The sequence below is a fragment of the Thioclava sp. DLFJ4-1 genome (genome assembly GCF_002020145.1).
Taxonomy (GTDB): Bacteria; Pseudomonadota; Alphaproteobacteria; order Rhodobacterales; family Rhodobacteraceae; genus Thioclava; species Thioclava sediminum.
Genome location: NZ_MPZT01000001.1, coordinates 950,246 through 975,711, shown reverse-complemented (window position 1 = coordinate 975,711; position 25,466 = coordinate 950,246). Strand labels below are relative to the sequence as shown.

General features: G+C 65.2%; 24 protein-coding genes. 19 read left to right on the top strand and 5 right to left on the bottom strand.

The features are described 5' to 3' along the window. Position 1: 1 nt before the first annotated feature. Genes BMI85_RS04400 through BMI85_RS04380 form a run of 5 tightly spaced genes read left to right on the top strand, consistent with a single transcriptional unit; the run spans position 2 to position 5,259 of the window. On the top strand, positions 2–847 hold the full coding sequence (locus BMI85_RS04400) for a carbohydrate ABC transporter permease (protein WP_078519897.1): 846 nt from the start codon (positions 2–4) through the stop codon (positions 845–847). After that, positions 844–2,916 (top strand): alpha-galactosidase, encoded by a 2,073-nt coding sequence (locus BMI85_RS04395; RefSeq protein WP_078599634.1) that lies wholly within the window; start codon positions 844–846, stop codon positions 2,914–2,916. The genes BMI85_RS04400 and BMI85_RS04395 overlap by 4 nt, the downstream gene beginning before the upstream one ends. Further along, entirely contained in the window at positions 2,913–3,803 is an 891-nt protein-coding gene (locus tag BMI85_RS04390) for a 2-dehydro-3-deoxygalactonokinase (protein ID WP_078599633.1), read from the top strand. The genes BMI85_RS04395 and BMI85_RS04390 overlap by 4 nt, the downstream gene beginning before the upstream one ends. Beyond that, entirely contained in the window at positions 3,800–4,408 is a 609-nt protein-coding gene (locus BMI85_RS04385) for a 2-dehydro-3-deoxy-6-phosphogalactonate aldolase (RefSeq protein ID WP_078599632.1), read from the top strand. Before BMI85_RS04390 ends, BMI85_RS04385 begins: the two co-directional genes overlap by 4 nt. After that, positions 4,405–5,259, top strand: coding sequence for an SMP-30/gluconolactonase/LRE family protein (locus BMI85_RS04380; protein WP_078599631.1), 855 nt, complete (start codon positions 4,405–4,407; stop codon positions 5,257–5,259). The genes BMI85_RS04385 and BMI85_RS04380 overlap by 4 nt, the downstream gene beginning before the upstream one ends. Positions 5,260–5,343: 84 nt before the next feature. Here BMI85_RS04380 and BMI85_RS04375 read toward each other — a convergent pair whose 3' ends face one another. Further along, on the bottom strand, positions 5,344–5,814 hold the full coding sequence (locus BMI85_RS04375) for an autoinducer binding domain-containing protein (RefSeq protein WP_078599630.1): 471 nt from the start codon (positions 5,812–5,814) through the stop codon (positions 5,344–5,346). A 129-nt stretch (positions 5,815–5,943) separates the two neighbouring features. Between BMI85_RS04375 and BMI85_RS04370 the strand changes: the two genes are divergently transcribed. After that, entirely contained in the window at positions 5,944–6,543 is a 600-nt protein-coding gene (locus BMI85_RS04370) for an autoinducer binding domain-containing protein (RefSeq protein WP_210402305.1), read from the top strand. A gap of 101 nt (positions 6,544–6,644) precedes the next feature. Here BMI85_RS04370 and ugpC read toward each other — a convergent pair whose 3' ends face one another. From ugpC to BMI85_RS04350, 4 genes are read right to left on the bottom strand one after another with little or no spacing between them, the layout of a single operon-like run. Continuing rightward, positions 6,645–7,766 carry a sn-glycerol-3-phosphate ABC transporter ATP-binding protein UgpC gene (gene ugpC / locus BMI85_RS04365; RefSeq protein WP_078599629.1) on the bottom strand — a complete coding sequence of 374 codons (1,122 nt, stop codon included), beginning with the start codon at positions 7,764–7,766 and terminating at the stop codon, positions 6,645–6,647. A 2-nt stretch (positions 7,767–7,768) separates the two neighbouring features. Beyond that, positions 7,769–8,662 carry a carbohydrate ABC transporter permease gene (locus BMI85_RS04360; RefSeq protein WP_078569650.1) on the bottom strand — a complete coding sequence of 298 codons (894 nt, stop codon included), beginning with the start codon at positions 8,660–8,662 and terminating at the stop codon, positions 7,769–7,771. Beyond that, positions 8,659–9,540, bottom strand: coding sequence for a sugar ABC transporter permease (locus BMI85_RS04355; RefSeq protein ID WP_078519888.1), 882 nt, complete (start codon positions 9,538–9,540; stop codon positions 8,659–8,661). Before BMI85_RS04355 ends, BMI85_RS04360 begins: the two co-directional genes overlap by 4 nt. Before the next feature lie 29 nt (positions 9,541–9,569). Further along, positions 9,570–10,829 (bottom strand): ABC transporter substrate-binding protein, encoded by a 1,260-nt coding sequence (locus BMI85_RS04350; protein WP_078599628.1) that lies wholly within the window; start codon positions 10,827–10,829, stop codon positions 9,570–9,572. Between the two features lie 215 nt (positions 10,830–11,044). Between BMI85_RS04350 and BMI85_RS04345 the strand changes: the two genes are divergently transcribed. The 13 genes from BMI85_RS04345 to BMI85_RS04285 all read left to right on the top strand — a co-directional run bounded on the left by BMI85_RS04345 (position 11,045) and on the right by BMI85_RS04285 (position 25,298). Then, positions 11,045–13,699 carry a cation-transporting P-type ATPase gene (locus BMI85_RS04345; protein WP_078599627.1) on the top strand — a complete coding sequence of 885 codons (2,655 nt, stop codon included), beginning with the start codon at positions 11,045–11,047 and terminating at the stop codon, positions 13,697–13,699. A 120-nt stretch (positions 13,700–13,819) separates the two neighbouring features. Continuing rightward, complete coding sequence (gene acsA, locus BMI85_RS04340; protein ID WP_078599626.1) at positions 13,820–15,559, top strand: acetate--CoA ligase; 1,740 nt, start codon at positions 13,820–13,822, stop codon at positions 15,557–15,559. Beyond that, the gene (gene pdhA, locus BMI85_RS04335; RefSeq protein WP_078599625.1) at positions 15,556–17,553 is read left to right on the top strand and encodes a pyruvate dehydrogenase (acetyl-transferring) E1 component subunit alpha; all 1,998 of its coding nucleotides are present in this window, start codon (positions 15,556–15,558) and stop codon (positions 17,551–17,553) included. The genes acsA and pdhA overlap by 4 nt, the downstream gene beginning before the upstream one ends. A gap of 4 nt (positions 17,554–17,557) precedes the next feature. Further along, the gene (locus BMI85_RS04330) at positions 17,558–18,739 is read left to right on the top strand and encodes a dihydrolipoamide acetyltransferase family protein (protein WP_078599624.1); all 1,182 of its coding nucleotides are present in this window, start codon (positions 17,558–17,560) and stop codon (positions 18,737–18,739) included. After that, positions 18,736–18,990 carry an acyl carrier protein gene (locus tag BMI85_RS04325; protein WP_078519882.1) on the top strand — a complete coding sequence of 85 codons (255 nt, stop codon included), beginning with the start codon at positions 18,736–18,738 and terminating at the stop codon, positions 18,988–18,990. The genes BMI85_RS04330 and BMI85_RS04325 overlap by 4 nt, the downstream gene beginning before the upstream one ends. A gap of 234 nt (positions 18,991–19,224) precedes the next feature. Further along, on the top strand, positions 19,225–19,428 hold the full coding sequence (locus BMI85_RS04320; protein WP_143593791.1) for a hypothetical protein: 204 nt from the start codon (positions 19,225–19,227) through the stop codon (positions 19,426–19,428). 145 nt (positions 19,429–19,573) lie between these two features. Beyond that, a complete protein-coding gene (locus tag BMI85_RS04315) occupies positions 19,574–20,347 on the top strand; it encodes a carbon-nitrogen hydrolase family protein (protein ID WP_078599623.1) in 774 nt (257 codons plus the stop codon). 116 nt (positions 20,348–20,463) lie between these two features. Next, entirely contained in the window at positions 20,464–21,132 is a 669-nt protein-coding gene (locus tag BMI85_RS04310) for a cupin domain-containing protein (protein WP_078599622.1), read from the top strand. A 33-nt stretch (positions 21,133–21,165) separates the two neighbouring features. Beyond that, complete coding sequence (locus tag BMI85_RS04305) at positions 21,166–22,230, top strand: FAD-dependent oxidoreductase (RefSeq protein WP_078599621.1); 1,065 nt, start codon at positions 21,166–21,168, stop codon at positions 22,228–22,230. Positions 22,231–22,350: 120 nt separating this feature from the next. Then, on the top strand, positions 22,351–22,644 hold the full coding sequence (locus tag BMI85_RS04300) for a ribbon-helix-helix domain-containing protein (RefSeq protein ID WP_078530393.1): 294 nt from the start codon (positions 22,351–22,353) through the stop codon (positions 22,642–22,644). 114 nt (positions 22,645–22,758) lie between these two features. Next, on the top strand, positions 22,759–23,154 hold the full coding sequence (locus BMI85_RS04295) for a VOC family protein (RefSeq protein ID WP_078545828.1): 396 nt from the start codon (positions 22,759–22,761) through the stop codon (positions 23,152–23,154). A gap of 36 nt (positions 23,155–23,190) precedes the next feature. Then, positions 23,191–23,715, top strand: a complete 525-nt coding sequence (locus BMI85_RS04290) for a Twin-arginine translocation pathway signal (RefSeq protein ID WP_078599620.1) — start codon at positions 23,191–23,193, stop codon at positions 23,713–23,715. Positions 23,716–23,726: 11 nt separating this feature from the next. Beyond that, positions 23,727–25,298, top strand: a complete 1,572-nt coding sequence (locus BMI85_RS04285) for a GMC family oxidoreductase (RefSeq protein ID WP_078599619.1) — start codon at positions 23,727–23,729, stop codon at positions 25,296–25,298. Positions 25,299–25,466: the final 168 nt, after the last annotated feature.

The following is a 25,466-nucleotide window of genomic DNA, read 5'->3' as shown; positions in this document are numbered from 1 at the left end:
GATGTTTCCCAAACCCATTCAATCCATGAGCCCCGCCGCCCGGCTGACCTATCAGATAGCCCTTCCGGTGATGCTGGTGGTCTGGCTGCTGCCGCTTCTGGGCGTCGCCGTCACTTCGATCCGCCCGTCGAGCGATCTCGCACAGGGCAATTATTTCGGCATACCGTCCTATCTGGCGTTTTCGAACTATCTCGACGTGTTCAAGAACTCGCCCTTCGCGAGCTACATGCTGAACTCGTTCAAGGTGACGATCCCGACGGTGATCGGGGCGGTGGCGCTGTCGTGCCTGACGGGCTTTGCGCTCGCCGTCTACAAGTTCAAGGGCAACCTGCTGATCTTCTTCATCTTCGTGGCGGGGAACTTCGTGCCCTTCCAGATCCTGATGGTGCCGGTGCGCGACCTGACGGTGAAGATGGGGCTTTACGACACGATCACCGGGCTCGCACTGTTCCATGTCGCCTTCCAGACCGGGTTCTGCACGCTCTTCATGCGCAACTTCATCAAGGCGCTCCCGAAAGAGCTGATCGAGGCCGCCCGGGTCGAGGGTGTGGGCGAATGGCAAATCTTCTGGCATATCGTGCTGCCTCTGGTGCGGCCCGCGATCGCGGCGCTGTCGGTGCTGATCTTCACCTTCATCTGGAACGACTATTTCTGGGCGACGGTTCTGACCACGGGGGCCGATACCCAGCCGATCACCGCCGGGTTGCAATCGCTCAACGGCCAATGGGTCGCGGCGTGGCAACTGGTGTCGGCAGGCTCGATCCTCGCGGCCCTGCCGCCGGTCGCGATGTTCTTCCTGATGCAGAAACACTTCATCGCAGGGCTGACGCTCGGGGCGGTGAAATGATCCGCACATGGCATTTGCAAGACGCCCGCCAGAGCCTCGTTCTGGCGGGTCACGACGACCGGCTTCCCGAGATCGTCTATTGGGGCGCGGCGCTGCCCGAGGGGGAAGACCTCGCGGGCTTGGCCACGGCGAGCGTGCCGGATGTCACCGGCGGGATGCTCGATCGCGCGCCGGAGGTTTCGATCTGCCCCGAGGCCAGCCAGAGCTTCCCGGGCGAGCCGGGTCTGATCGCGCGCGACGGGGCAGGGCGGCCGCTGCGGCCCGCCTTCCGCTTCGCGTCGGAAGAGCTTCGCGAGGATCGGCTCACGCTGGTCTATCGCGATGCGGCGTCGGGTGTGAGCTACAGGGCCAGCTTCGCGCTCGACGCCGACACCAGTCTGATCGCGGCGCGCGCTGAGCTGGAGAGCGATGCGCCGATCACGCTTCATTGGCTCGCCGCCCCGGTTTTCCCCGGCCCGCAACTGGCCGACGAGATGCATGAGTTTTCCGGTCGCTGGATCGGTGAATTCCAGATCGAGCCGACGCCGTGGCGTCCCGGCCAGCGCGTGCGCGACAACCATACAGGCCGCACCGGGCACGAACATTTCCCCGGCCTGATCCTGCCCGCGCGCGGTGCCACCAAGACCCAGGGCGAGACCCGCGCCTTCCACTACGGCTGGTCCGGCGGGCATCGGATGGTCGCCGAAGAACTGCCCGACGGACGCAGGCAAATCCAGTTCGGCAACGCCAGCGGCTCCGAGCCGGAACCGGCGACGCGGTTTGAGACCGCGACGCTCTATGCCGCTTTCTCGGAGGCGGGCTCCAATGGCTGCGCGGTGGCCTTCCAACGCCATCTGCGCAAACGCGCCCCTTGGGCCAAATCGCGCCCGGTGCATTACAACTGCTGGGAAGCGGTCTATTTCAAACATGATCTGGCCGAGCTGAAAGCCATCGCAGAGCGCGCCGCAGCACTTGGCGCGGAGCGTTTCGTGCTCGACGATGGCTGGTTCGGCAAGCGCGACGACGACACCACGTCGCTGGGCGACTGGACGGTCGATCCGCGCAAATATCCCGGCGGGCTGACGCCGCTGGTCGATCATGTCCAAAGCCTCGGGATGGAATTCGGCCTCTGGTTCGAGCCCGAGATGGTCAATCGCGACAGCGATCTGGCGCGCGCCCATCCCGACTGGCTGCTGGGGCCGGAGGATCAGATCGAAGGCCGCCAGCAGCGCGTGCTCGACATGGCGAACCCGGCGGTGCGCGATCATCTTTTCACGGCGATCGACGCGGTGCTCTCGGCCTACGCGATCTCTTACGTCAAATGGGACCATAACCGGGTGCTGCCGCATCCCGACGCTGCGCAGGCGCGGGGCCTTTACGATCTGCTCGACCGGCTCCGCGCGGCCCATCCGCAGGTGGAATTTGAAAGCTGCGCCTCGGGCGGTGGCCGGATCGATTTCGGGATTCTCGAGCGCACGGGCCGGGTCTGGCTCTCGGACAGCAACGACGCGCTCGAACGCCTGCGCATCCAGCACGACGCGGCGCTGTTCCTGCCGAGCTGCGTCACCGGCTCTCATGTCGGCCCGCGCCATTGCCACACCTCGGGCCGGGTGATCGATATTCGCACCCGGGCATGGGTCGCGGCGCAACGACACATGGGCTTCGAGATGGACCCGCGCGAGTTGACCGCGGAGGAAACCGAGGTTCTGACCTCCGTCACCCGCTGGTGGAAGGACAATCGCGACTGGCGGATGCGCGCGGATATCCTGCGGCTCGACAGCGCCGACCCCGCCGTGATCGCCGAGTTGCAGCTGGCCGAGGATGGCAGCCGTTTCGTGGCCTTCGCTGGTCAGGCGGCAACCTCTGCGCAGATCCTGCCGCGCCCGCTGCGGCTGACCGGGTTGGACCCGGCAGCGCGCTACCGGTTGCGGCTGATCACCGCGGAAGATCTGCCCCGGTTGTCGCGTGGGACGCCTGCGCTCAAGACCGGACCGATTACGCTCAGCGGGCAAGCGCTGATGGGGCAGGGGCTCACCCTGCCCTGGACCTTCCCCGAGCGCATTCATGTGATTGAAGGAGAAAGACTATGAGTGACGCGGCTCCCGACTGGATCGCCGCCGATTGGGGCACGACGCATCTGCGCGTCTGGGCGATGCGCGGGCGCGAGGTGCTCGACCGACGGAGCTCGGAGCAGGGGATGGGCAAGCTCTCCCCCGCCGCGTTCGGCCCGGTGCTGGAAGACGCCGTCGCGGGCTGGGGCGCGGCCCCGGTCGTGACCTGCGGCATGGTCGGCTCGCGTCAGGGCTGGGCCGAGGCGCCTTACGCGCCGGTGCCCTGCGCTGCCCAGCCGCGCCTCGTGCGGGTGCCCGATCACGCGGCGCGCCCGGTCTATATCGCTTGCGGCCTGCGTCAGGACAGCCCGCCCGACGTGATGCGCGGCGAGGAGACCCAGATTGCGGGCTTTCTGCTGCGCACGCCCGATTTCGAGGGCACGATCTGTCTGCCGGGCACTCATACGAAATGGGTGGCCCTGCGCGCGGGCCGGATCGAGCGGTTCCGCAGTTGCATGACCGGCGAGATCTACGACCTGCTCGCGCATCGCTCGGTGCTGCGCCACACGATCGGGGAAGGCTGTCAGGACATGGCAGCTTTCGACGCAGCGGTGGCGGAGGTGCAGGCCGATCCGGCGGCAGCCTATGGCGCGCTGTTCGCGCTGCGCGCCGGGGCGCTTCTGGGCGCGCAATCGCCCGAGAGCGCCGCCGCGCGCCTGTCGGGGCTGCTGATCGGCTGGGAGCTGTCCGCCACGCGCGATCTCTGGCAGGGCCAGCCCGTCGCGCTGATCGGAAGCCCGGTTCTCAGCCCGCTTTATACCCGGGCGCTGGCCGGCTGCGGCATCCAAGCAGCCAGCCATGACGCCGAAGACGTGACCCTTGCGGGGCTCTATGCCGCGCGCCAGACCATCGGAGCTGACACATGAGCCGACCCATCATCGCCATCCTGCGCGGGATCACCCCCGCTGAAGGCCTTCCCGTCTGCGCGGCGCTGATCGCCGAGGGCGTGACCCGGATCGAGGTGCCGCTGAACTCGCCCGATCCGCTCGACAGTATCGCCGCGATGGTGGAGCGCTTCGGCTCGGACGCGCTGATCGGGGCGGGGACGGTCCTGACGACCGATCAGGTCGCCGCCGTCGCCGCGACCGGCGCGAAGCTGATCGTCTCGCCCAATTGCAACACCGAGGTGATCGCCGCCTCGAAAGCCGCCGGGCTGCAGAGCTTTCCTGGCGTGATGACCCCGACAGAGGCCTTCGCGGCGCTTGCCGCTGGGGCGGATGGGCTCAAGCTGTTTCCGGGCGAGCTGATCGGGCCGATTGGTCTCAAGGCGATGCGCGCCGTGCTGCCGCCCGAGGTGCCGCTTTATGCGGTGGGCGGTGTCTCGGCCGAGAACATGCGCGAGTGGCACAAGGCGGGCGCGGCAGGCTACGGCATCGGCTCGTCGATCTACAAACCCGGCGACAGCGTGGAGACCGTTTCCGAGAAGGCCCGCGCGCTGGTCGCCAGCTATGACGAGGCCTGCACGGCATGAGCTTCGAGATTTACGACGACCGCGCCTGTTTCCTTGGCGAGGGGCCGTTCTGGCATCCCGAACGTAGCCAGTTGTTCTGGTTCGATATCCTCGCGGGCCGGATTCTCAGTCGCGACGCGACCGGGCCGCGCGAATGGGCGCTCGGTCAGATGGCGTCCGCCGCGGGCTGGGTCGATGCCGAGACGCTGGTGATCTCGACCGAGACCGGACTGCGCCGTTTCGACATTGCCTCGGGTGCGCATGAGCCGCTCGCCGCGATCGAGGCCGACCGCACCGACACCCGTTGCAACGATGGCCGGGCCGATCCGATGGGGGGCTTCTGGGCGTCGACCATGGGCAAGAACGCGGAGACGGGCGCGGGGGCGATCTACCGCTATTTCGAGGGCACGGTGGAGCGGCTCTTTCCCGAGATCACCATCCCCAATTCGATCTGTTTCGCGCCGGACGGCCGGCGCGCCTATTTCGCCGACACCCCGACCGGAAAGATCATGACCATCGCGCTCGATGGGCAGGGCTGGCCTGAGGGCGCGCCGGAGATATTCGTCGATCTGAGTGCGGAGGGTCTGAACCCCGACGGTGCGCAGACCGATGCCGAGGGCGCACTCTGGAGCGCGCAATGGGGGGCAGGGCGCGTGGCACGCTACCGGCCCGACGGGCGCTTCGACCGGGCGATCGCAGTCGGCGGGCGGCACAGTTCCTGTCCCGCTTTCGGCGGGCCGGACTTCAAGACTCTCTTCGTGACCACTGCGCAGGAGGGGATCGAGACACCGGATGCCGCGCAGGGCCGGGTCTATTGCGCCCCCTCCGGGATTGCAGGGCGACCCGAGCCCGCGGTGCGACTGGACGGGTGATCGCAACGCGTGCAGCGAAGCTCGGGCGAACACAGCACGGGCTTGCTGCGCTTTCTCGGGGACGATCCGGCTTTCCGGATCGTCTCAGAAACGGAGTTCAGACCGGAGCCGCTCCAACTCGCCCTCGGGCAACAACTCGACACCCTTCGTCATCTCGTGAAGCTCTTCCAGGAGCGCTCGGGCTTGCTCGGCCTCAGCGTCTTCGATCTTCCGCGAAGGGTGTGTGAAAAATCCAGCGGACCGGGAGGTCTCCCCGATCGCGATGGCCTTCCCGAAGCGCAGTCCGAATTCGGCGGCCTGACCGAACACATTGCTCTCGTCTTGATCCGCGAGCTCGGACCAATCACAAATCCCTGTATGGGTCATCGCCCACTTGACCGTCGGATCGACGAATACGAGGCCGTTTGCGGTGTAGAAATTCATCCATTCTTGTGGATATGTCTGGTAGAGCAGCGTAGGATTGGCGAAGCGAATGTGCAGCCCCAGGGCGAATTTCCAATCAGATACTTCACCCAGACGTTGCAAGCTCTGGCGCATTTCATGCACGTCGATCATGCAGCTATCCTTGTATAAACTTGACAGAAATTCTTGACCAAAACGCCGCGGCACTAGCTTGGCCTAATTGAGCTCTCCTCTTTGGTGACTATAAATCCCTCGGAGGGAATGGAAGATCGAAACGACACGATGCTAAGTGATTTTCAAAGTCTTTTCGCCGAACGCGCGCCAGCCGGTTGCTACATCGCTTTGCGGGCGGGTTTCTTCGCGCCTGAGGCCGAGTTGAACCTGTTTCCGGCTGACTGGATCAATCATTATACCTTTTCTGGACTGGCGCTGGCCGACCCGCTGTTGCGTTGGTGTCAGGAAAATTCGGGCTATGCGCGATGGAAGGACATAGACAGCTTCGTCGGCACGGACTTCATGCGTGACTATCGGAAATTTGGCTTCGAATTCGGTAGTGTCGTGTCGATCCATGGGACGGAGGAGATGCCGAAGCGGAGCCTCGGGATCTTTGCGCGCGCTGACCGGGAGCTGCACGTCTCCGAGATGGAAGAGATCGAGACGGTGCTCTCGCGTATCCATGCAGCCGAGCCCGAGATGCCGACAGAGGCGCAGATGCAGGCCCTTCAACTCTATTCCAAGGGCTATCTGCACAAGCAGGTCGCCCATGAATTGCAGCTCTCCGTCGGCGGGGTAAAGGCCCGTCTCAGGGGCGCTGCGGACCGCCTCGGGGCGAAGACGTTGAGAGAAGCTGCGAGCATCGCTGCAAGTCGTGGCCTGCTGTAAGCTTTGACGCTCCACCGGGTTTCCTCTTGCGAAGACGATAGCCGAACGCCGCGTTGCGCCAATCGGCGCGGGGGGCTTTAGGGGGCTTACAAAGGTCCGCGTCACAGGCGCAGGCCGGTCTCGGCATCGAAGACCTTGGCCTTGCCCATATCGACCTCGAAGCTGAAGGGCGCACCCGGGGGCAGGGCGTCTTCCGGGCGGACCCGGGCGATCACCTCGATCTCGCCAAGGGCGAAGACGATCATCGTGTCGGGGCCGGTTGGCTCCACCAGATCGACCGGGCGTTCGAAGACGAAACGGTCGGGGCCGGGCAGTTCGGTTCCGGCCATGAAGATCGCCTCCGGCCGGAGCCCCAGAACGACCTTGTGCCCGTCGGGGACGGTGACCCGCTCTGCGAACCGCGCGGGCAGGGGAAAGCGAAGCGCCCCCGCCGTGCCCTCGGCCACCTCAACGGACATCGCGCCCGTCTGCCCGTCGCGCCGCAGGGTGCCGGGCAACATGTTCATCGACGGCGAGCCCATGAAGCTCGCGACGAAGAGGTCCACCGGATCGTCGTAGATCTCTCCGGGTTCGGCCACCTGCCGAATATGGCCGTTATCCATCACCGCGATCCGGGTCGCCAGCGTCATCGCCTCGATCTGGTCGTGGGTGACATAGACGACGGTTTTGCCGAGCCGCTGGTGCAGCTTCTTGATCTCGGTGCGCATCTCGATCCGCAGCTTGGCGTCGAGGTTCGACAAGGGCTCGTCGAACAGGAATACCTCGGGCTTGCGCACCAGCGCGCGGCCCATCGCGACGCGCTGGCGCTGGCCGCCCGAAAGCTGACCGGGCTTGCGATCCAGATAGGGATGGATCTGCAAGAGCGTGCTGAACTCTTCGACCGCGGTGGCCTGTTCGGCGCGCGGGACGTGGCGGGTCTGCATCCCGAAGGTGATGTTCTCGCGCACCGTCTTGGTCGGGTAGAGCGCGTAGGACTGGAACACCATCGCGATGTCGCGGTCGCGCGGCGGGGTGTCGTCGACCAGCCGCCCGGCGATCTCGATATGGCCGTCGCTCAGCGTCTCGAGCCCGGCGATCAGGTTGAGCAGGGTGGACTTGCCGCAGCCCGAAGGCCCGACGAGGACGATGAATTCGCCCGCCTCGATCTCGAGGTCGATACCCTTGATCACCTCGTTCGTCCCGAAGCGTTTGCGCACGCTCTGAAGGGAAATTCCCGCTGCCATTGCTACCCTTTCACCGCTCCGGCCGAGAGCCCGCGCACGAACCAGGCTCCGGCGACGACATAGACCGCCAGCGTCGGCAGCGCCGCGATGATCGCTGCGGCCATGTCGACATTGTATTCCTTCACCCCCGTCGAGGTGTTCACCACGTTGTTGAGCGCCACCGTCACCGGGTTGCTGTCGCCGATGGTGAAGGCCACGCCGAACAGGAAATCGTTCCAGATCTGGGTGAACTGCCAGATCACGGTCACCACGATGGCAGGCAGCGACATCGGCAGCACGAGCCGGAAGAAGATGCCGAAGAAGCCCGCCCCGTCGACCTTCGCCGCCTGAATGATGCCGCTGGAAACCCCGATGAAGAAATTGCGGAAGAACAGCGTGGTGAAGGCGAGGCCATAGACCGTGTGTACGAGGATCAGCCCCGGGATCGTGCCCGCAAGGCCAAGCTGGCCCAGCACCCGCGCCATCGGCAGCAAGATCACCTGAAACGGGATGAAGGCGCCGAACAGCATCAGCGCGAAAATCGTGTCGGCGCCGCGAAAGCGCCACTTGGTCAGAGCGTAACCGTTGAGCGCGCCCAGTATCGTCGAGATCGCTACCGCCGGCACGGTCATCATCACCGAGTTCCACATATAGGGTGCCAGCCCGTTGCAGCGTACGCCCACGCAGGCGCTGTTCCAGGCTTTCTCCCAGGCGCTGAAGTCGAACTCTTTCGGCAGGCTGATCAGCGAGCCCTCCCGGATCTCGGTCAGCGATTTCAGAGAGGTCGAGATCATCACCAGAAGCGGGATCAGGTAGTAGATGCAGAACACCCCGAGCACGGCGAACAGCACGGCGCGCATCAGGCTGTGATGCAGGCCCCTGCGCTGGACGATCCCGCTTGTGTTGCGCCCGCTCATCCGCTGGTCTTCCTCAGTTCCGAGTAGAGATAGGGCACGATGATCGCGATGACCGTCATCAGCATCATCGTGGCGCTCGCCGCCGCCACGCCCAGCTCGCTGCGCTGGAAGGCGAAGGAATACATGAAGGTGGCCGGCATGTCGGTCGCATAGCCCGGCCCCCCGCCGGTCAGCGCGATCACCAGATCGAAGCTCTTGATCGCGAGATGGGCGAGGATGATGACGGTGGACAGAAACACCGGCCGCAGCATCGGCAGCACGATGCCGGTATAGGTGCGCCACAGCCCCGCGCCGTCGATCGCCGCTGCTTTCAGGACCTCGTCATCGACCGAGCGGAGCCCGGCGAGAAACAGCGCCATCGCGTAGCCGGAGCTTTGCCAGACGGCTGCGATCACAACCGTGTAGATCGCGTAATGAGAGTTCACCAGCCAGTCGAAACTGAAATTCTCGAAGCCCGCCTGATGCATCAGCCGCTCCAGCCCGAGGCCGGGGTTCAGCATCCATTTCCAGACCGTGCCGGTGACGATGAAACTGAGCGCCATCGGGTAGAGGTAGATCGTGCGGATCACCCCCTCGATGCGCACCTTCTGATCGAGCAGAATCGCCAGAAGGATGCCGATCGCCATCGAGATCGAGATGAACAGGCCCGAGAAGACGAAGAGGTTGCGGATCGCCACATACCAGCGTGGCGTCTCCCAGAGCCGGACATATTGGCTCAACCCGTCGAACTCGTAGTTTGGCATCACCCCCGACCGCGTCAGCGAGATATAGGCCGTCCAGAGGATGAAGCCGTAAACGAAGAACAGGCTCGCCGCGAAAAGCGGCGAGACCACGATCGCGGGCAGGCGCCGTTCCAGCGCCCGCCCGAACCTTGCCATGGGCCCCGTGCCTCCGGGCATTGCAGGCCCTAGTTTTCCTGCGCGCGCTTGATCGCGGCCGCAAGTTGCTTGACCGCGTCCTCGGAACTCATGTCAGAGTTGAAGAAAGCGGTCACGAGATCGAGGAACTCACCCCGCACCGAGCGCGGCACCGCCATCTCATGCGCCATCGACGGCACCAGCGTGTCGTTCTCGATCGCCGCCAGCAGGTCTTCATGCGAGCGTTTGGCGCAGGCGTCGAAATCGTCGAGCGGCACGTCCGTGCGCGCCGGGATCGACCCCTTGGCGAGGTTGAACACCTTCTGGAACTCGGGCGACATGATCAGTCGTGCGAGCACTTTCTGGCCCTCGATGCGGTCCTCGCCCTCCACCTTGAAGAAGGTGAAGCTGTCCGAATTCAGCACGAAGCCCTTGCCCGGCGTGGGCCAGCACAGGAAATCCTGTTCCGGCACTTTGCCGGCAGCGAGGAATTCGCCCTTCGCCCAGTCGCCCATGATCTGGAAACCGGCCTCGCCGCGCATTACCATCGCGGTCGCGAGGTTCCAGTCGCGTCCCGAGAAGTTCGGATCGACATAGCCGCGCAGCTTGCGCAGCTGGTCGAAGGACTTGACCATCATGTCCGAGGTCAGAGCCTCCGGATCGAGCTCCACCAGCGCCTTGCGGAAGAAATCGGCGCCGCCGATCCCCAGCACCACGTCTTCGAACAGCGTCGCGTCCTGCCACGGCTGACCGCCATGGGCGAGCGGCACGATGCCCGCCGCCTGCAGCTTGTCGGCGGCGGCGTTGAACTCGTCCCATGTCGTGGGCATCTCCTCGACGCCTGCCTTCTTCAGCGCCTCGGGGTTAGCCCACATCCAGTCGACGCGGTGGATGTTGACTGGCGCGGCGACGTATTTGCCCTGGTATTTCATGATCTCGGCCAGCGCCGGTGGCAGGACCGCATCCCAGTTGCCTTCGTCCGCGACGGATTGGACGTCATTGAGCGCGCCTTGCTCGGCCCATTCCTGGATACCCGGCCCTTTGAGCTGCACGGCCGTCGGCGGATTGCCGGCCACGACGCGGGCGCGCAGCGCCGTCATCGCGGCATCGCCGCCACCGCCCGCGATCGGCGAGTCGATCCATTCGCCGCCCTCGGCCTCGAAGGCTTTCTTCAGTTCTCCGACGGCCTTGGCCTCGCCGCCCGAAGTCCACCAGTGCAGGACCTCGACCGTGCCATCCGCCCGCGCCGCGCTCGCTGAGAGCGCGCCGGCGACACTCACCGCCGCCATCATCGCTTTACAAATGTGCATGTTTTCCTCCTCCTCCCGGTCGAGTTTGCGGTCCAAGATCGCAGCCCGACACGCGGATTAGGCTGAGACGACAGGCGCAGAACGTCATTGATCTCGATCAACGATTTGTGAATCACGGGTGAGGGGGGGGTGGCAGAGGCGAGTGTGACCCGTGGCATCCCTACACAGGTCCGGGCGATTGCGCTGCCTGCCGAAAGGCTTACCATCGCCTCGGGATGACTGAAGGCCTCGTGATGCAGGATACCGACGCCGCGCCAGCTTTTGCCGAAACCGCCGAGGCGGTGATCGCGCGTCTGTCCGTCCCCTTTCCGAACGGGCTGAGCGCTCAGGAGGCCGCCACGCGCCTCGCGCGCCACGGCCCGAACGCTCTGCGTCGTCCCAAGCCCCGAAGCGCATTGCGCATCCTGCTGCATCAGTTTCAGGGGGTGATCGTCGCACTGCTCGTTCTGGCAACGGTGTTCTCGCTCGTCATCAACGATATCGTCGAGGCGCTGGCGATCCTCGTCGTGCTGCTCTTGAACGGCGCGATCGGGTTTTTCACCGAGTTGCGCGCCACTCGCTCGATGGAGGCGCTGTTCAGCGTCGCCGAGGTTCGCACCCGAGTCCGTCGGGACGGAATGCTGATCGAGGTGGATGCCCGCGATCTCGTGCCTGGCGATCTCGTGATGCTCGAAGCGGGCGATGTGGTGACCGCCGATTTGCGGCTCGTCGAGGCGTCGGGGCTTCATTGCGACGAATCCGTGCTGACCGGCGAGTCCCTTCCGGTGCTCAAGACCACCAAACCGCTGCCATCCGATGCGGTGCTGGGGGATCGCACCAATATGGGGTTCAAGGGCGCGGCCGTCACACGGGGGGCCGGAACCGGCGTGGTGGTGCGGACCGGCATGGAGACCGAGATCGGCAAGATCAGCCAGCTCGCGATGACGGCCAGCACCGAACCCACACCGCTCGAACACCAATTGACGCGGCTCGGGCAGCGACTGGTCTGGCTGACGATCGTTCTTGCCGTCGCGATCATCGTGACGGGGCTCGCGCAGGGCCACCCGCTCACCAGTATGATCCAGACCGGGGTCGCCCTTGCCGTGGCCGCGATCCCCGAAGGCATCCCTGTTGTGGCCACCTTGTCGCTTGCGCGCGGGATGTGGCGCATGGTGCAGCGCAATGCCCTGATCAGCCGCCTGTCCTCGGTTGAGACGCTCGGTGCGACGACGCTGATCCTGACGGACAAGACCGGGACCCTGACCGAGAACCGGATGAGCGTGGTGCAGGTCTTGCTCGATGGGGGGAGCGTGGATCTGGATGGGCCGGAGACCGGTGTCGCGGAGGACCGTCTGCGCGCCGCGTTGAAGATCGGTATGCTGTGCAACAATGCCGAGCTGGGCGACGGCGATGAGGGCCGGATCGGCGACCCGACCGAACTCGCCTTGCTGAGTGCAGCGCGACAGGCGGGGGTGACCGAGGACGAAGCGGAGCCACGCCTGCTCCAACATGCTTTCGAGAGCGATAGCCTGATGATGGCGACCGTCCATGCGTTGCCGGACGGGGGCGCGCTCTATGCAGTGAAGGGCGCGCCCGAGGCGGTGATCGCCTCTTGCTCCGAGGTTCTGGGGGCGGAAGGCCCGCGCCCTCTGAGCGCCGAAGCCAAGGCGGACTGGATCGCGCGGAACGCGGACGCCGCGAGCGAGGGGCTGCGTGGGATCGGCCTCGCGATGAAGCGGACGGACGGGACGGAGGACGCGCCCTATGAGGGGCTGACGCTTGTCGCGATTGCCTGCCTCGCCGATCCGTTGCGCAAGGATGTGCCCCCCGCGATCGCGGCCTGCCAGAGCGCCGGGGTCCGGGTGATCATGCTGACGGGCGATCATGCCGAGACCGCCGCGCGCATCGCGAAGGATGCCGGGATCAGCGGAAACGGCGCGGTGGCGATCGAGGGGCGAGACCTCACCGGGCTCGATCTGGAAAACGCCCCGGAGGAAACGCTCGACCGCCTGCGCAAGGCTAGCGTCTTCGCCCGCGTGGCTCCGGCGACGAAGCTGGACCTCGTCAGCTTCTATCAGCGCGAGGGGGAGACTGTCGCGATGACGGGCGACGGGGTGAATGACGCGCCGGCGCTGAAGAAAGCCGATATCGGCATCGCGATGGGCCAGCGCGGCACCCAGGTCGCCCGCGAGGCCGCGCATATGGTGCTCAAGGACGACGATTTCGCGACCATCGTCGAGGCGGTGCGACAGGGCAGGGTGATCTTCGGCAATATCCGCAAATTCATCGTCTACCTGATGTCGTGCAATCTCTCGGAGATCCTTGTGGTCGGGATCGCCGTGGGAGTGGGGCTTCCTTCACCGCTCCTGCCGCTGCAGATCCTGTTTCTCAATCTCGTCACCGATGTCTTCCCCGCGCTGGCGCTCGGTTTGGGGCATGGGGACGGCCATGAGATGCGCCGCCCGCCCCGTGACCGCGCCGAGCCGATCCTCGCACGCAGGGAATGGGGGCGCATCATTGCGCTCGGGACGATCGTCACGCTGGCGACGATGCTGGCTTTCGGGGGGGCGCTCTACGGTCTGCAGCTTGAGCCCGCCGCCGCCGTCACCGTGGCCTTCGTCACACTCGCGCTGGGCCAGTTGTGGAACGTGTTCAACATGCGCGAGGCCGACACCCACGCCCTGCGCAACGATGTGACGCGCAACCCCTATGTCTGGGGGGCGCTTGTCCTGTGTCTCGTGCTGATCGCCGGGGCGCTGTGGCTGCCGGGGCTCTCCGATGTGCTGCAGCTGCCGTCGCCCGGAATCGCGGGGCTGACGCTCGCCGGGGCGATGAGCCTGCTGCCGCCGCTGCTGGGACATCTGGTCGTATCGCGCGCAACCCGCAGATAATTTCCGCTCCCGCGTTGAGCCACATCAATGAAACTGCCTCCTGTCTTCGCCTAGGGAAGTTCATGGCCGTTCGTGACAGGGGGCGGCCCATCGACTGGCATCACCTTGGGAGGAGGCGTGATGACTTGGGCGATTATCCGGAAGTCGGATGCCGAACGGGCAGCCGCAACGCTGACCGATGAGGTTCGCAAGGCGTTCACCTGGGACACCGCGCGGGCGATGCTCGACGGCTTTCCCGATGGCGGGTTGAACATCGCCTACGAGGCCGTGGATCGGCATGTCGCCTCGGGGCATGGGGCGGATGAGGCGATCCTATGGCTGGGTAAGTCGGGAGAGCGAGAAAGCCTGAGCTATGACGATCTCGCCGCCCGGACCGCGCGCTTCGCTAATGTGCTGACAAGCCACGGGCTGAAACCGGGCGACCGGCTCTTCGGTCTCGCAGGGCGTGTGCCCGATCTCTACGTCGCGGCGCTGGGCACGCTGAAAGCCGGGATGATCTTCTCGCCGCTCTTTTCCGCCTTCGGGCCTGAACCCTTGCGCACGCGGCTCGAGATCGGCGAGGCCAATGCGCTGATCACGACTGCCTCGATCTATCGCCGCAAGATCGCCGCCTGGCGCGACGAAATCCCTTCCCTCAAACTGGTGCTGATCATCGGCGACGAGGCGCCCGACGATTGCGTCGCGCTCGGCCCCGCGATGGCGGCGGCCTCCGAGGACTTTGAGACGGTTCACACCCAACCCGAAGATCCCGCGCTGATCCATTTCACCTCCGGCACTACGGGCCGTCCGAAAGGCGCGGTGCATGTGCATAATGCGGTGGTGATGCACGCTGCCGCGGGGCGCTACGCGCTCGAGCTGACGCCGGGCACGCGCTACTGGTGCACCGCCGATCCGGGCTGGGTGACCGGCACCTCCTTCGGGATCATCTCGCCGCTGGTGAACCGGGTGCGGATGGTCATTGACGAGGCCGATTTCGATCTCGACCGCTGGTATGGCATCCTTGAGCGCGAGCAGATCGAGGTCTGGTACACCGCGCCCACCGCGATCCGCATGATGATGCGCGCAGGGAAAGAGGCGGCCGAGCCTTACGATTTCTCGAAGCTGCGGTTCATGGCCTCGGTGGGCGAGCCGCTCAATCCCGAGGCCGTGGTCTGGGGCAACGAGGTCTTCGGCAAACCCTTCCACGACAACTGGTGGCAGACCGAGACCGGCGGCATCATGATCGCCAATACCCGCGCGATGGATGTGCATCCCGGCTCGATGGGCAAACCGCTGCCCGGTATCGAGGCGGGGATCGTCGAACGCGTCGATGAGGGGCTGCGCGAGTGCAAACCCGGCGAGATCGGCGAACTGGCGCTGCGCCCGGGCTGGCCCTCGATGATGCGCGCTTACTTGCACGAAGAGGCGCGCTACAAGAAGTGTTTCGTGGATGGCTGGTATCTCTCGGGCGATCTCGCGATGCGCGATGCGGAGGGCTATTTCTGGTTCGTCGGTCGGGCCGATGACCTCATCAAATCTTCCGGTCACCTGATCGGTCCCTTCGAGGTCGAAAGCGCGTTGATCGAGCACCCGGCGGTGGCCGAGGCTGCCGTGATCGGCCTGCCGGACGAGACCGCGGGCGAGGTCGTGAAGGCCTATGTCGCGCTCAATCCGGGCTTCGAGCCCTCAGAAGATCTCGAACGCGACATCCGCGGCCTCGCGCGCAAGAAGCTCGGCGCGGCGGTGGCCCCGCGCGAGGTAGTGTTCCGCAAAACCCTGCCGAAGACCCGTTCGGGCAAGATCATGCGCCGTCTGCTGAAAGCGCGCGAGCTGGGCCTGCCGGAAGGCGATATTTCGACGCTGGAGAGTGACGAGACATGACTGCCGATAAACCGCATCTGACCCATGACCACATCCGCGAATTGCTCACGGCGATGATCCGTGTGCGCCATTTCGAGGATAAATGCGCCGAGCTTTACACGCAGGAAAAGATCCGCGGCTTCCTCCATCTCTACGATGGCGAGGAGGCGGTGGCCTCTGGCGTGATCCCGCGCCTTGGCCCCGAGGATCGGGTGGTGGCGACCTATCGCGAACACGGCCATGCGCTGGTGCGTGGCGTGCCGATGGCGCGCGTGATGGCCGAGATGTATGGCAAGGCCACCGGCGCCTCGGGCGGGCGGGGCGGCTCGATGCATATCTTCGACGCCGAGCGGAATTTCTACGGCGGCAACGCGATCGTGGGGGGCGGGCTGCCGCTGGCCGTGGGGCTGGCGCTGCGCGACCGGATGATGGGCGCGCCCAATGTCACCGCCTGTTTCTTCGGCGAAGGCGCGGTGGCCGAGGGCGAGTTCCACGAGTCGATGAACCTCGCGCAGCTCTGGTCGCTGCCGGTGCTGTTCGTGTGCGAGAATAACGGCTACGCGATGGGCTCGGCCCTGGCGCGGACCGAGGCCGAGACCGACATCCGGCGCAAGGCGGCGGCCTATGGCACGGTGACGGAACAGGTGGACGGGATGGATGTGGTTGCGGTCGAGGCGGCCACCCGTCGCGCGCTCGCTGCGATCCGCGAGACCGGCAAACCCTATTTTCTCGAATGTCTGACCTATCGCTTCCGGGCGCATTCGATGTTCGACGCCCAGCTCTATCGCGACAAGGACGAGGTGGCCGCGTGGCGCGAGAAGGGGCCGATCGTGCGGTTCCAGTCATGGCTCTACAAGAGCGGGTTGATGCATCCCGAGGAGGTCGCGCAGATCGAGGCCGACGTCGAGGATGAGATCGCCGCTGCCGTGGCCTATGCCGAGGCGAGCGAGTGGGAGCCGCTCGAGACGCTCACCCGCCATGTCATGGCAGAGGACCGCCCCACGCCGCCCGCACCGCCCGAACCCAGCGCCGAGACCGTCGAGATGACCTATCGCGAGGCGGTCAAGCAGGCCATCCGCGACGCGATGACCCGCGACGAGCGCGTCTTCCTGATGGGCGAGGATGTGGGCGCTTACGGCGGGTGCTACGCGGTCTCCAAAGGGTTGATGGACGAATTCGGCGAGGATCGCATCCGCGACACGCCACTGTCGGAGTCCGGCTTCACCGGGGCCGGGATCGGCGCGGCGGCGGCGGGGATGCGGCCGATCGTCGAGGTGATGACGGTGAACTTCTCGCTGCTCGCGCTCGACCAGATCATGAACACCGCCGCTACGATCCGGCATATGTCGGGCGGGCAGTTCGGTGCGCCCGTGGTGATCCGTCTCGCGACCGGCGCGGGCAAGCAGCTGGCGGCGCAGCATTCCCATTCGCTTGAAGGGTGGTACGCGCATATTCCCGGGCTACGGGTTCTCGCGCCCGCCACGCTCGAGGACGCGCGCGGGATGCTGTGGACCGCGCTTGAGGATCCCGACCCGGTGCTGATCTTCGAGAATGTCATGCTCTACAACATGACCGGGCAGATCGCGGCGAATGCCGGGCCGGTCGATATCGACAAAGCCGCGATCCGGCGCGCGGGTAAGGATATCAGCCTGATCACCTATGGCGGATCGCTGTGGAAGACGCTGGAGGCGGCCGAAGCGCTGACAGGCGAGGGGATCGAGGCCGAGGTGATCGACCTGCGCTCCCTGCGGCCGCTCGATGACGAGACGATCATGGCCTCGCTGGCGCGCACGCGCCGCGCGGTGATCGTGGATGAGGGCTGGCGGTCCGGCTCGCTCTCGGCCGAAATTGCGGCTCGGATCGGGGAACAGGCCTTCTGGCATCTCGACGCGCCGGTGGGGCGGGTGTGCTCGGCCGAGGTGCCGATCCCCTATCCCAAACATCTCGAGGACGCCGCCATTCCGCAGGTGCCCGCCATCGTCGCCGCCGTGAAGGCGACGCTCGGGAAAGGGTGACGCGATGGCCGTTTTTAAGATGCCCTCGCTCGGCGCGGATATGGACGCGGGCAAGCTGGTCGAATGGCTGGTGAAGCCCGGCGATACGGTCAAGCACGGCGATATCGTCGCGGTGGTCGAGACCCAGAAAGGCGCGATCGAGATCGAGGTCTTCGAGGACGGGGTGGTCGAGAAGCTGATGGCAGAGCTTGGGCAAGACTTGCCCGTCGGCGCGCCGCTCGCCGTTATTCAGGCGCCGGGGGACGCTGCGGAGGCGCCAACGCAGACCGCGCCGCCAGTTGCACCGAAGACTGCGACCGAACCCGTCGCGCCCGTTGCGGAAGCGGCGCCGCCAAGTGCTCCGCCTGCCGCCACAGCAGCAGGCATCGCCGCATCACCCGCCGCCAAAGCACGCGCGGCGGAACTCGGGATCGCGCTGGAGAGCCTCACCGGGAGCGGGCCGGGGGGCGCAATCGTCCTCGCCGATGTCGAGACGACGAAACCCGCCGCGACACCGAGCCCGGCGCAAGATCGTGGGGCCTATCTCGCCGAGATGCGCAAGGCGATCGCCGCCGCGATGGCCCGGTCCAAACGCGAGATCCCGCATTACTACGTCACCCACACGGTCGACCTCAGCGCCGCGAGCGATTGGCTGAGCGCCGCCAATGCGGACCGCCCGCCCGAAGAACGCATCCTGATGGGCGCGCTCTTGATGAAGGCGATGGCGCTGGCGGCACGCGAGGAAAAGGCGGTGAACGGGCATTTCGGGGAAGATGGGTTCACGCCCTCCGCGGCGATCCATCTCGGGCTGGCCATCGCGCTCAGGGGGGGTGGGCTCGTGGCCCCCGCGATCCTCGATGCCGACAAGAAAAGCCTGCAGGATTTGATGGAGGCGATGCGCGACCTCACGATGCGCGCCCGTGCCGGTCGGCTCAAAAGCTCGGAGATGAGCATGGCGACGTTGACCTTCTCGGCGCTCGGCGAAAGCGGGGTCGAGGCGATGGCCGGGATCATCGTGCCGCCGCAGGTCGCCATCGTGACTGCCGGTGCGCCCGGCCCGCAACCGCTGGTGCGCGACGGCGAAGTGATCGCCGCACAGGCCGTGACGCTGACCCTCGCCGCCGATCACCGCGTGAGCGACGGGCGGCTGGGCTCGAAATTCCTGACCGCGATCGACGCGAAGCTGCAAACCCCGGAGGAGCTATGACCGAAGACGAAATCCGCAGCGCCTATATCGAGGAACTCGTGCGCGTCGCCCCCGACCTCGACCCTGCCGAAATCGCGGGCTCGGACCATCTGCAGGACGATCTCGAACTCGACTCGATGGATATCCTGAATCTGGTGATCGCGCTCAACCAGCGCTTCGGCGTCGCGATTGCCGAGGCGGATTACCCCCAGATCGCCACACCGGATCTTGCTGCGGCGTTTCTCGCTCGGAGGCTAGGCACTCCGAATTGACCCAGCCGGACCACCCGCTGAGCATTCAACTCAGGGGGTATTTCGGCACGCCGTGAGTCAATTCACTGTTACCGCGGAAAAAACTGAGGAATTCCGCAATGCGCGGGTTCCCATTCCTTTGTTACCAGTGGGTTATTCGCAGCGATTGTCTATTCGCAAAAAGTAATTTTCCAGAGGGCCCCGGCTGTATCGTGAGCCTCTTGCGCCCTTGACGAGTTAGAGATGGAGATCGTTATGATCGAACCGCGTATCGAAGTGGAGTGCTTGGAAGACGGGGCCATCCGGGTGCGCCGAGGTGCGTGGTCGGACCGGGTGCCGCGTGCGCGGATCGACCACTGGGCAGACCACTATGAGCTGATGCATCTCAATAACGGCAATGCAGGCTATCTCGAACTGGCGCGTGCCCTGCGGGAGGCCAAGGCGAAACTCCTGTCTTGATTGAACTGGACAGGCTGTCGGGGCTGTTTTCGTTCTGACCCGCTCTCCAGACGTCTGTCGCCCCTAGGCAGAGTTTTCCGGCTTTGCTCAGGGTGACGGGCTGCGACGCAAGCGATACGCTTGTTTGTCGAGAATGGAGGCAAACATGAGAATCGCGCTCGTCCAGCCGCTGCCGCTTTCTTCTGACCCGGCGCAGATTTTTGCGCATATCGAGACTTGGGTGAGCGGTCTGTCGAGGCTCGGCGTCGATTTTGTCGTGCTGCCCGAGCTGATCTTGCCCGGCTACAACCGGCCCGAGGATCATCGCGCGCAGGCGCAGCCGCTCGGGGGAGAGTGGTGCACCACGATGGGCGATATCGCGCGCAAATACGAATGCGCGATCTGCTATGGCTGGGCCGAACGGCTGGGCGATGACGTGTTCAACGCGGCGTCTGTGCTCGACAAGACAGGCGCGCGGGTCGGGCATTATCGCAAGATCCAGCTTTTTGGCGAGATGGAGCGCGCGAGCTTCGCCTTCGGGACGGAAACGCCGCCCGTCTTCGAGCTGAATGGCATCCGGACCGGTCTGCTGATCTGCTACGACATCGAGTTCCCGGAGCACGCACGGACCTTGGCGAGAGCGAAGGCCGAGTTGATCCTTGTGCCGACGGCGAACCCGGTTGGCTACGATCACGTCCCCGATCTGCTCGTGCGGGCGCGCGCGCATGAGAACGCGGCCGTCGTGGTCTATGCGAATTACGCGGGCCCTGATCGCGATATCGACTTCGGTGGCAAGTCCATCATCGCGGGCCCAGACGGGCAGGCGGTGGCGCAGGCAGGAAGCGGGCCGACGATGTTGATTGCCGAGCTGCCGAAGCCCGCCGATTATCCCGGCGAGGCGATCTCGGTTCAGCTCGATGATCTGCGCAGCGTCGAATAGCCGAGGGGCTTCGCGGCATTTGAAATTCTGCCTTCCGAGCATAGCTCCGAATTACGCGCGGCTTAGGGGCGGTGCGACAGTCCAACCCGGGTTGGGCCAAGTATTTCGGAGGACAGATGGAAATCAACGCGGAATTCTCGGAGCGTGTGCTCGTTCATTCCGACACGCTCGAGTGGCACGGCTCGCCGTCGGCGGGTGTCGAGCGGCGGATGCTCGACCGGATCGGCGACGAGGTGGCGCGGGCGACGAGCATCGTGCGCTTCGCCCCGGGGCACAGTTTCTCGGCGCATACGCATGGCGGCGGCGAGGAATATCTCGTGCTCGAAGGCGTGTTCCAGGATGAGAGCGGCGATTATCCGGCGGGGACTTACGTGCGCAATCCACCGCAGACCCGGCACCGGCCGGGATCGGAAGGTGGCTGCACGATCTTCGTGAAGCTCTGGCAGTTCGACCCGGACGACCGCAATCAGTTTCACAAGGATATCCGGGCCGATCTGGCACAGACCGGCGAGGGCGTCGAATGCGCTGAACTTCATCGCGATGCGCGGGAGATTGTCCGCTTCTACCGGCTCGCGCCGGATGCGACCCTGTCGCTAGATGATCCGGGCGGGATGGAGTTGCTCGTGCTAGGCGGAACGCTGTCCGAAGGCGGCGATGACCTGCGCAAGGGATCGTGGTTGCGCTTGCCTGACGGGCAGCCGCTGCAGGTTCAGGCCGGGTCGGGCGGCGCCGAGTTCTGGATCAAGACGGGGCATCTGCGCTTTGTTGCCGCGCCGGATCAGTGACGGGAAACGATCTCTCACAATGACGAGGCTTCCATGAAAACGCAGGTCGCGATCGTGGGCGGCGGGCTCGCGGGCTTGGCGCTCGCGCGGCATCTGCACGCGCGCGGGGTCTCTTTCGAGCTGTTCGAGGCGCGACCGCGCTTTGGCGGTCGGATCAAGGCGCTTGAGACCGCAACGGGCAGGGTCGATCTTGGCCCATCATGGTTCTGGCCCGGCCAGCCCCGGATCGCCGCGCTCACCGAGGCGCTGAACCTGCGCAAGTTCGAGCAGTTCGCGCGCGGCGCGGTGTCGCTGGAAGATGCGAGCGGCGAGGTTCACCGCAATATGGGCTTTGCCAGCATGGCGGGGTCGTGGCGTCTCGAAGGCGGGATGGTTGCGCTGACCAATGCGCTTGCCGCTGAGCTTCCCCCCGCGCAGCTTCATCCCGGATCGCGCGTTGTCGAAATCGGGGCAGGGCCCTCGGTCACGCTTGAGGACGGTCGGGCCTGCGAGGCGGAGCATGTCGTGCTGGCCGTGCCGCCCCGCGTTGCGGCGCAGATGTCTTTCGCGCCGCAGTTGAGCGAGGCGCAGATGCAGGCGCTCCGCGCGATCCCTACTTGGATGGCGGGGCACGCGAAATTCGTCGCTCTCTACGAGCGACCGTTCTGGCGCGAGGCCGGGCTGTCGGGCGATGCGATGAGCCAGCGCGGCCCTCTGGCGGAAATCCATGATGCGTCCGGGCCAGACGGCGCGCCCGCTGCGCTGTTCGGCTTTCTGGGCGTGCCGGCGCGGGCGCGGATCGGGCAGGAAGAAGTGGTCAAAGCTGCCGCCCTCGAGCAGCTTGGCCGGATATTCGGGCCGGAGGCGGCCAAGCCGCTGACCTATGCGCTCGAAGATTGGGCCGTCGCGCCCGAAACGGCGACGGAGGCCGATCTCGAACCGCTCAGGTTCCACCCCGATTACGGCCTGCCGTCGGTGCTGCGCGGGCTCCGTGAGGGCCGTGTGCATTTCGCGTCTTCGGAAACCGCGCCCGAGATGGGCGGCTACATGGAAGGCGCGCTGGCGGCGGCGGAGCGCGTGGTGCGTGACCTCGTGGGAGGGTTCGGGGCGACCCCATAGCCCGACGCGCCCAGACCCCCTGTCACAACACGATTGACCCGCCCCGGATTGACCATATTCTTGAGTCTCGGGTGAATCTTGGTTCGCCTCGGCAATCGGATCTGAGGGAGGAGAGACGATATGTGCCATGTTTTTGCGGGTCAGGACCCGGAGCGCTATTCCAGCGAGACGCGCAGGCTGCGGCTCAACGGCCAGAGCACGAGCATCCGGCTCGAGAACGCATTCTGGGATATTCTCGACGAGATCGCCGCGCGCGATGGGGTGTCCACGCCGACCTTTATCTCGACGCTGCATGCGGAAGTGCTGGAGCTGCGCGGGGAGCCGTCGAACTTCACGTCGCTGCTGCGCTGTGCGTGCCTGAAATTCATGGAAATCTCGACCGATCGTGCCCCGCTCGCGGTCGCCGCAGAGTAAGCGCAAGCCTGACGTCAAACATTCTTCAGGGGTAGTATAGACCTACTACCCGCCCCACCGCGGCCCGCTGCTAGGCTCTCAGGACAACTGACAGCACTACAGCGGGAGCAACCGGTGGCAAAATCCATTCATTCCATGATCCGTGTCCTCGACGAGGACCGCTCGGTCGCGTTTTACGACAAGGCTTTCGGCCTCAAGGTCGCCGACCGTCTCGACTTTCCGGATTTCACGCTCGTCTATCTGAGCAATCCCGAAAGCGAGTTCGAACTGGAACTCACCGTCAACAAGGGCCGGACCGAGCCCTATGACCTCGGCGATGGCTATGGCCATTTCGCGGTCTCGGTCGATGATCTCGAAGCCGAACACAAGCGCTTCGAGGCGGAGGGCCTCGCGCCTCGCAAACTCGTGGAATTCGCGCCGGCAGGGGAGGTCGTCGCGAAGTTCTTTTTCGTGGCCGATCCGGACGGATACCAGATCGAGGTGCTCGCGCGCGAAGGCCGCTTCAAGTGAGATTTTCCTAAGGGAGACATCAGGGAGGAGACGACAATGGCAACCAAGGCAAGCTCGAAAGGGCTGACCAGACGGCAGCTGCTGGCGCGGGCAACCGTGGCGGGGGCGAGCTTCGTCGTGGGTTCGGGGTTCATGGCGGCGCGCAATGCCGCCTGGGCCACCGAGCTCTCGGCGCTCAAGCCCACGACCTTCGCGACGCTCGTGCAGATGGCGCGCGATATCTACCCGCACGACAAGATCGACGACCAGTATTATGTCATCGCGGTGAAGGGCTACGACACTGCCGATACGGCCGATGAAATCGAAGCGGGGATTGCCGCGCTCGATGCGGCGGCGCGCGGCAAGGGTTTCGCGAATTACCTCGAGACGGGCTGGGAGAAGGATCGCGTCGCGATCCTGCGGGGCATGGAGGAGAGCCCCTTCTTCCAGAAGATCCGGGGCGGACTGGTGACAGGTCTCTACAACCAGAAAGCGGTCTGGCCGATCTTCGGCTACGAGGGCGAGTCCTATTCCAAGGGCGGCTACATCAACCGCGGTTTTGACGACATCGACTGGCTGTAAGGGAGGCAGACATGGTTGCGAAATTTGATCTGAGCGACGACAGCGTCGTTGTCATCATCGGCACTGGCGCGGGCGGCGGCGTGCTGGCAAACGAGCTAGCGCAGAAGGGCGTCAAGGTCGTGGCGCTCGAAGCGGGCGGTCGCTATCTGCCCGAGGATTACATCAACGACGAATGGGAAAGCTTCGGCCAGCTCGCCTGGACCGAGCCGCGCACCACGAGCGGCGACTGGCGTGTGGCGAAGGATTTCTCGGGGCTTCCTGCATGGATCGTGAAGGCGGTGGGCGGCACCTCGATCCACTGGGCCGGCGCGAGCCTTCGCTTTCAGGACCACGAGTTCAAGACGAAGACCCATTACGGCAATGTCGACGGGGCGAACCTGCTCGACTGGCCGATCGATCCGGCCGAGCTTGCGCCCTATTACGACAAGGCCGAGGCCAAGCTGGGCGTGACCCGCACCGGCGACCGTCCGGGCCTGCCGGGCAACAACAACTTCAAGGTGCTGGAGAAAGGCGCGAAGTCGCTTGGCTACGAGGAAGTGAATACCGGGCACATGGCGATCAACTCGATCGACTATGACGACCGGATTTCGTGCCAGCAGACGGGCTTCTGTTTTCAGGGCTGCAAATGGGGCGCCAAGTGGTCGTCGGCCTACACCGATATTCCGCGCGGCGAGGCGACCGGCAATCTGGAGGTGCGCGATCACTGCCACGTCGCCCGCATCCTGCATGACGATCAGGGCATGGCCTCCGGCGTCGAGTATTTCGACAAGGAGGGCAATCTGCAGATGCAGAAGGCCAAGATCGTCTGCGTCGCGGGCAACTCCATCGAGAGCCCGCGCGTGCTCCTGAATTCGCATTCGGCGATGTTCCCCGACGGGCTTGCGAATTCCTCGGGGCAGGTGGGGCGCAACTACATGCGTCACACCACGGGCTCGGTCTATGGCGTCTTCGACAAGCCGGTGAAGATGTGGCGTGGCACGACGATGGCGGGCATCGTCCGTGACGAGGCGCGCCACGATCCCTCGCGCGGCTTCGTCGGCGGGTATGAGCTGGAAACGCTCAGTCTCGGTCTGCCCTTCATGGCGGCCTTCCTCGATCCGGGCGGCTGGGGGCGCGAGTTCACCTCGGCGCTCGACAGCTACGAGAACATGGCCGGGATGTGGATCGTCGGCGAGGACATGCCGCAGGAGACCAACCGCATCACCCTCAACCACGAGGTCGAGGATGCCTACGGGCTGCCGGTCGCGAATGTGAACTACACCGATCACCCGAACGACCGGGCGATGCGCGATCACGCCTATGCGCGTGGCGCTGCGATCTACGATGCGGTGGGTGCGACCCGGACCTTCCCGACGCCGCCCTATCCGTCGACGCATAATCTCGGCACCAACCGGATGTCCGAGAACCCGCGCGACGGGGTGGTGAACAAGCACGGCCAGACCCATGACGTGCCGAACCTGTTCATCTCGGACGGCTCGCAATTCACGACGGGGGCCGCGGAGAACCCGACGCTGACCATCGTGGCGCTCGCGATCCGGCAGGCGGATTTCATCGCCGGGGAGCTGTCCAAGGGTAACATCTGATCCCGAGAGGATCAGCTAAGGCAAAAGACGACCGGGCTGCCCATGGGTGGCCCGGTTCTTTTTGCGGAACCTTTGCCCGTCTGCGCGCTTGCGCACAGGACATGCGGGACCTTCGCTAATTCAAATTTCCACGGGAAGCCCCACACTATCACCAACGATATTTGGAGG

Bases quoted from the DNA above. Each gene is read 5' to 3' on its own strand.
- BMI85_RS04400 (WP_078519897.1), top strand. From the start codon at position 2: ATGTTTCCCAAACCCATTCAATCCATGAGCCCCGCCGCCCGGCTGACC.
- BMI85_RS04395 (WP_078599634.1), top strand. From the start codon at position 844: ATGATCCGCACATGGCATTTGCAAGACGCCCGCCAGAGCCTCGTTCTG.
- BMI85_RS04390 (WP_078599633.1), top strand. From the start codon at position 2,913: ATGAGTGACGCGGCTCCCGACTGGATCGCCGCCGATTGGGGCACGACG.
- BMI85_RS04385 (WP_078599632.1), top strand. From the start codon at position 3,800: ATGAGCCGACCCATCATCGCCATCCTGCGCGGGATCACCCCCGCTGAA.
- BMI85_RS04380 (WP_078599631.1), top strand. From the start codon at position 4,405: ATGAGCTTCGAGATTTACGACGACCGCGCCTGTTTCCTTGGCGAGGGG.
- BMI85_RS04375 (WP_078599630.1), bottom strand. From the start codon at position 5,814: ATGATCGACGTGCATGAAATGCGCCAGAGCTTGCAACGTCTGGGTGAA.
- BMI85_RS04370 (WP_210402305.1), top strand. From the start codon at position 5,944: ATGCTAAGTGATTTTCAAAGTCTTTTCGCCGAACGCGCGCCAGCCGGT.
- ugpC (WP_078599629.1), bottom strand. From the start codon at position 7,766: ATGGCAGCGGGAATTTCCCTTCAGAGCGTGCGCAAACGCTTCGGGACG.
- BMI85_RS04360 (WP_078569650.1), bottom strand. From the start codon at position 8,662: ATGAGCGGGCGCAACACAAGCGGGATCGTCCAGCGCAGGGGCCTGCAT.
- BMI85_RS04355 (WP_078519888.1), bottom strand. From the start codon at position 9,540: ATGGCAAGGTTCGGGCGGGCGCTGGAACGGCGCCTGCCCGCGATCGTG.
- BMI85_RS04350 (WP_078599628.1), bottom strand. From the start codon at position 10,829: ATGCACATTTGTAAAGCGATGATGGCGGCGGTGAGTGTCGCCGGCGCG.
- BMI85_RS04345 (WP_078599627.1), top strand. From the start codon at position 11,045: ATGACTGAAGGCCTCGTGATGCAGGATACCGACGCCGCGCCAGCTTTT.
- acsA (WP_078599626.1), top strand. From the start codon at position 13,820: ATGACTTGGGCGATTATCCGGAAGTCGGATGCCGAACGGGCAGCCGCA.
- pdhA (WP_078599625.1), top strand. From the start codon at position 15,556: ATGACTGCCGATAAACCGCATCTGACCCATGACCACATCCGCGAATTG.
- BMI85_RS04330 (WP_078599624.1), top strand. From the start codon at position 17,558: ATGGCCGTTTTTAAGATGCCCTCGCTCGGCGCGGATATGGACGCGGGC.
- BMI85_RS04325 (WP_078519882.1), top strand. From the start codon at position 18,736: ATGACCGAAGACGAAATCCGCAGCGCCTATATCGAGGAACTCGTGCGC.
- BMI85_RS04320 (WP_143593791.1), top strand. From the start codon at position 19,225: ATGATCGAACCGCGTATCGAAGTGGAGTGCTTGGAAGACGGGGCCATC.
- BMI85_RS04315 (WP_078599623.1), top strand. From the start codon at position 19,574: ATGAGAATCGCGCTCGTCCAGCCGCTGCCGCTTTCTTCTGACCCGGCG.
- BMI85_RS04310 (WP_078599622.1), top strand. From the start codon at position 20,464: ATGGAAATCAACGCGGAATTCTCGGAGCGTGTGCTCGTTCATTCCGAC.
- BMI85_RS04305 (WP_078599621.1), top strand. From the start codon at position 21,166: ATGAAAACGCAGGTCGCGATCGTGGGCGGCGGGCTCGCGGGCTTGGCG.
- BMI85_RS04300 (WP_078530393.1), top strand. From the start codon at position 22,351: ATGTGCCATGTTTTTGCGGGTCAGGACCCGGAGCGCTATTCCAGCGAG.
- BMI85_RS04290 (WP_078599620.1), top strand. From the start codon at position 23,191: ATGGCAACCAAGGCAAGCTCGAAAGGGCTGACCAGACGGCAGCTGCTG.
- BMI85_RS04285 (WP_078599619.1), top strand. From the start codon at position 23,727: ATGGTTGCGAAATTTGATCTGAGCGACGACAGCGTCGTTGTCATCATC.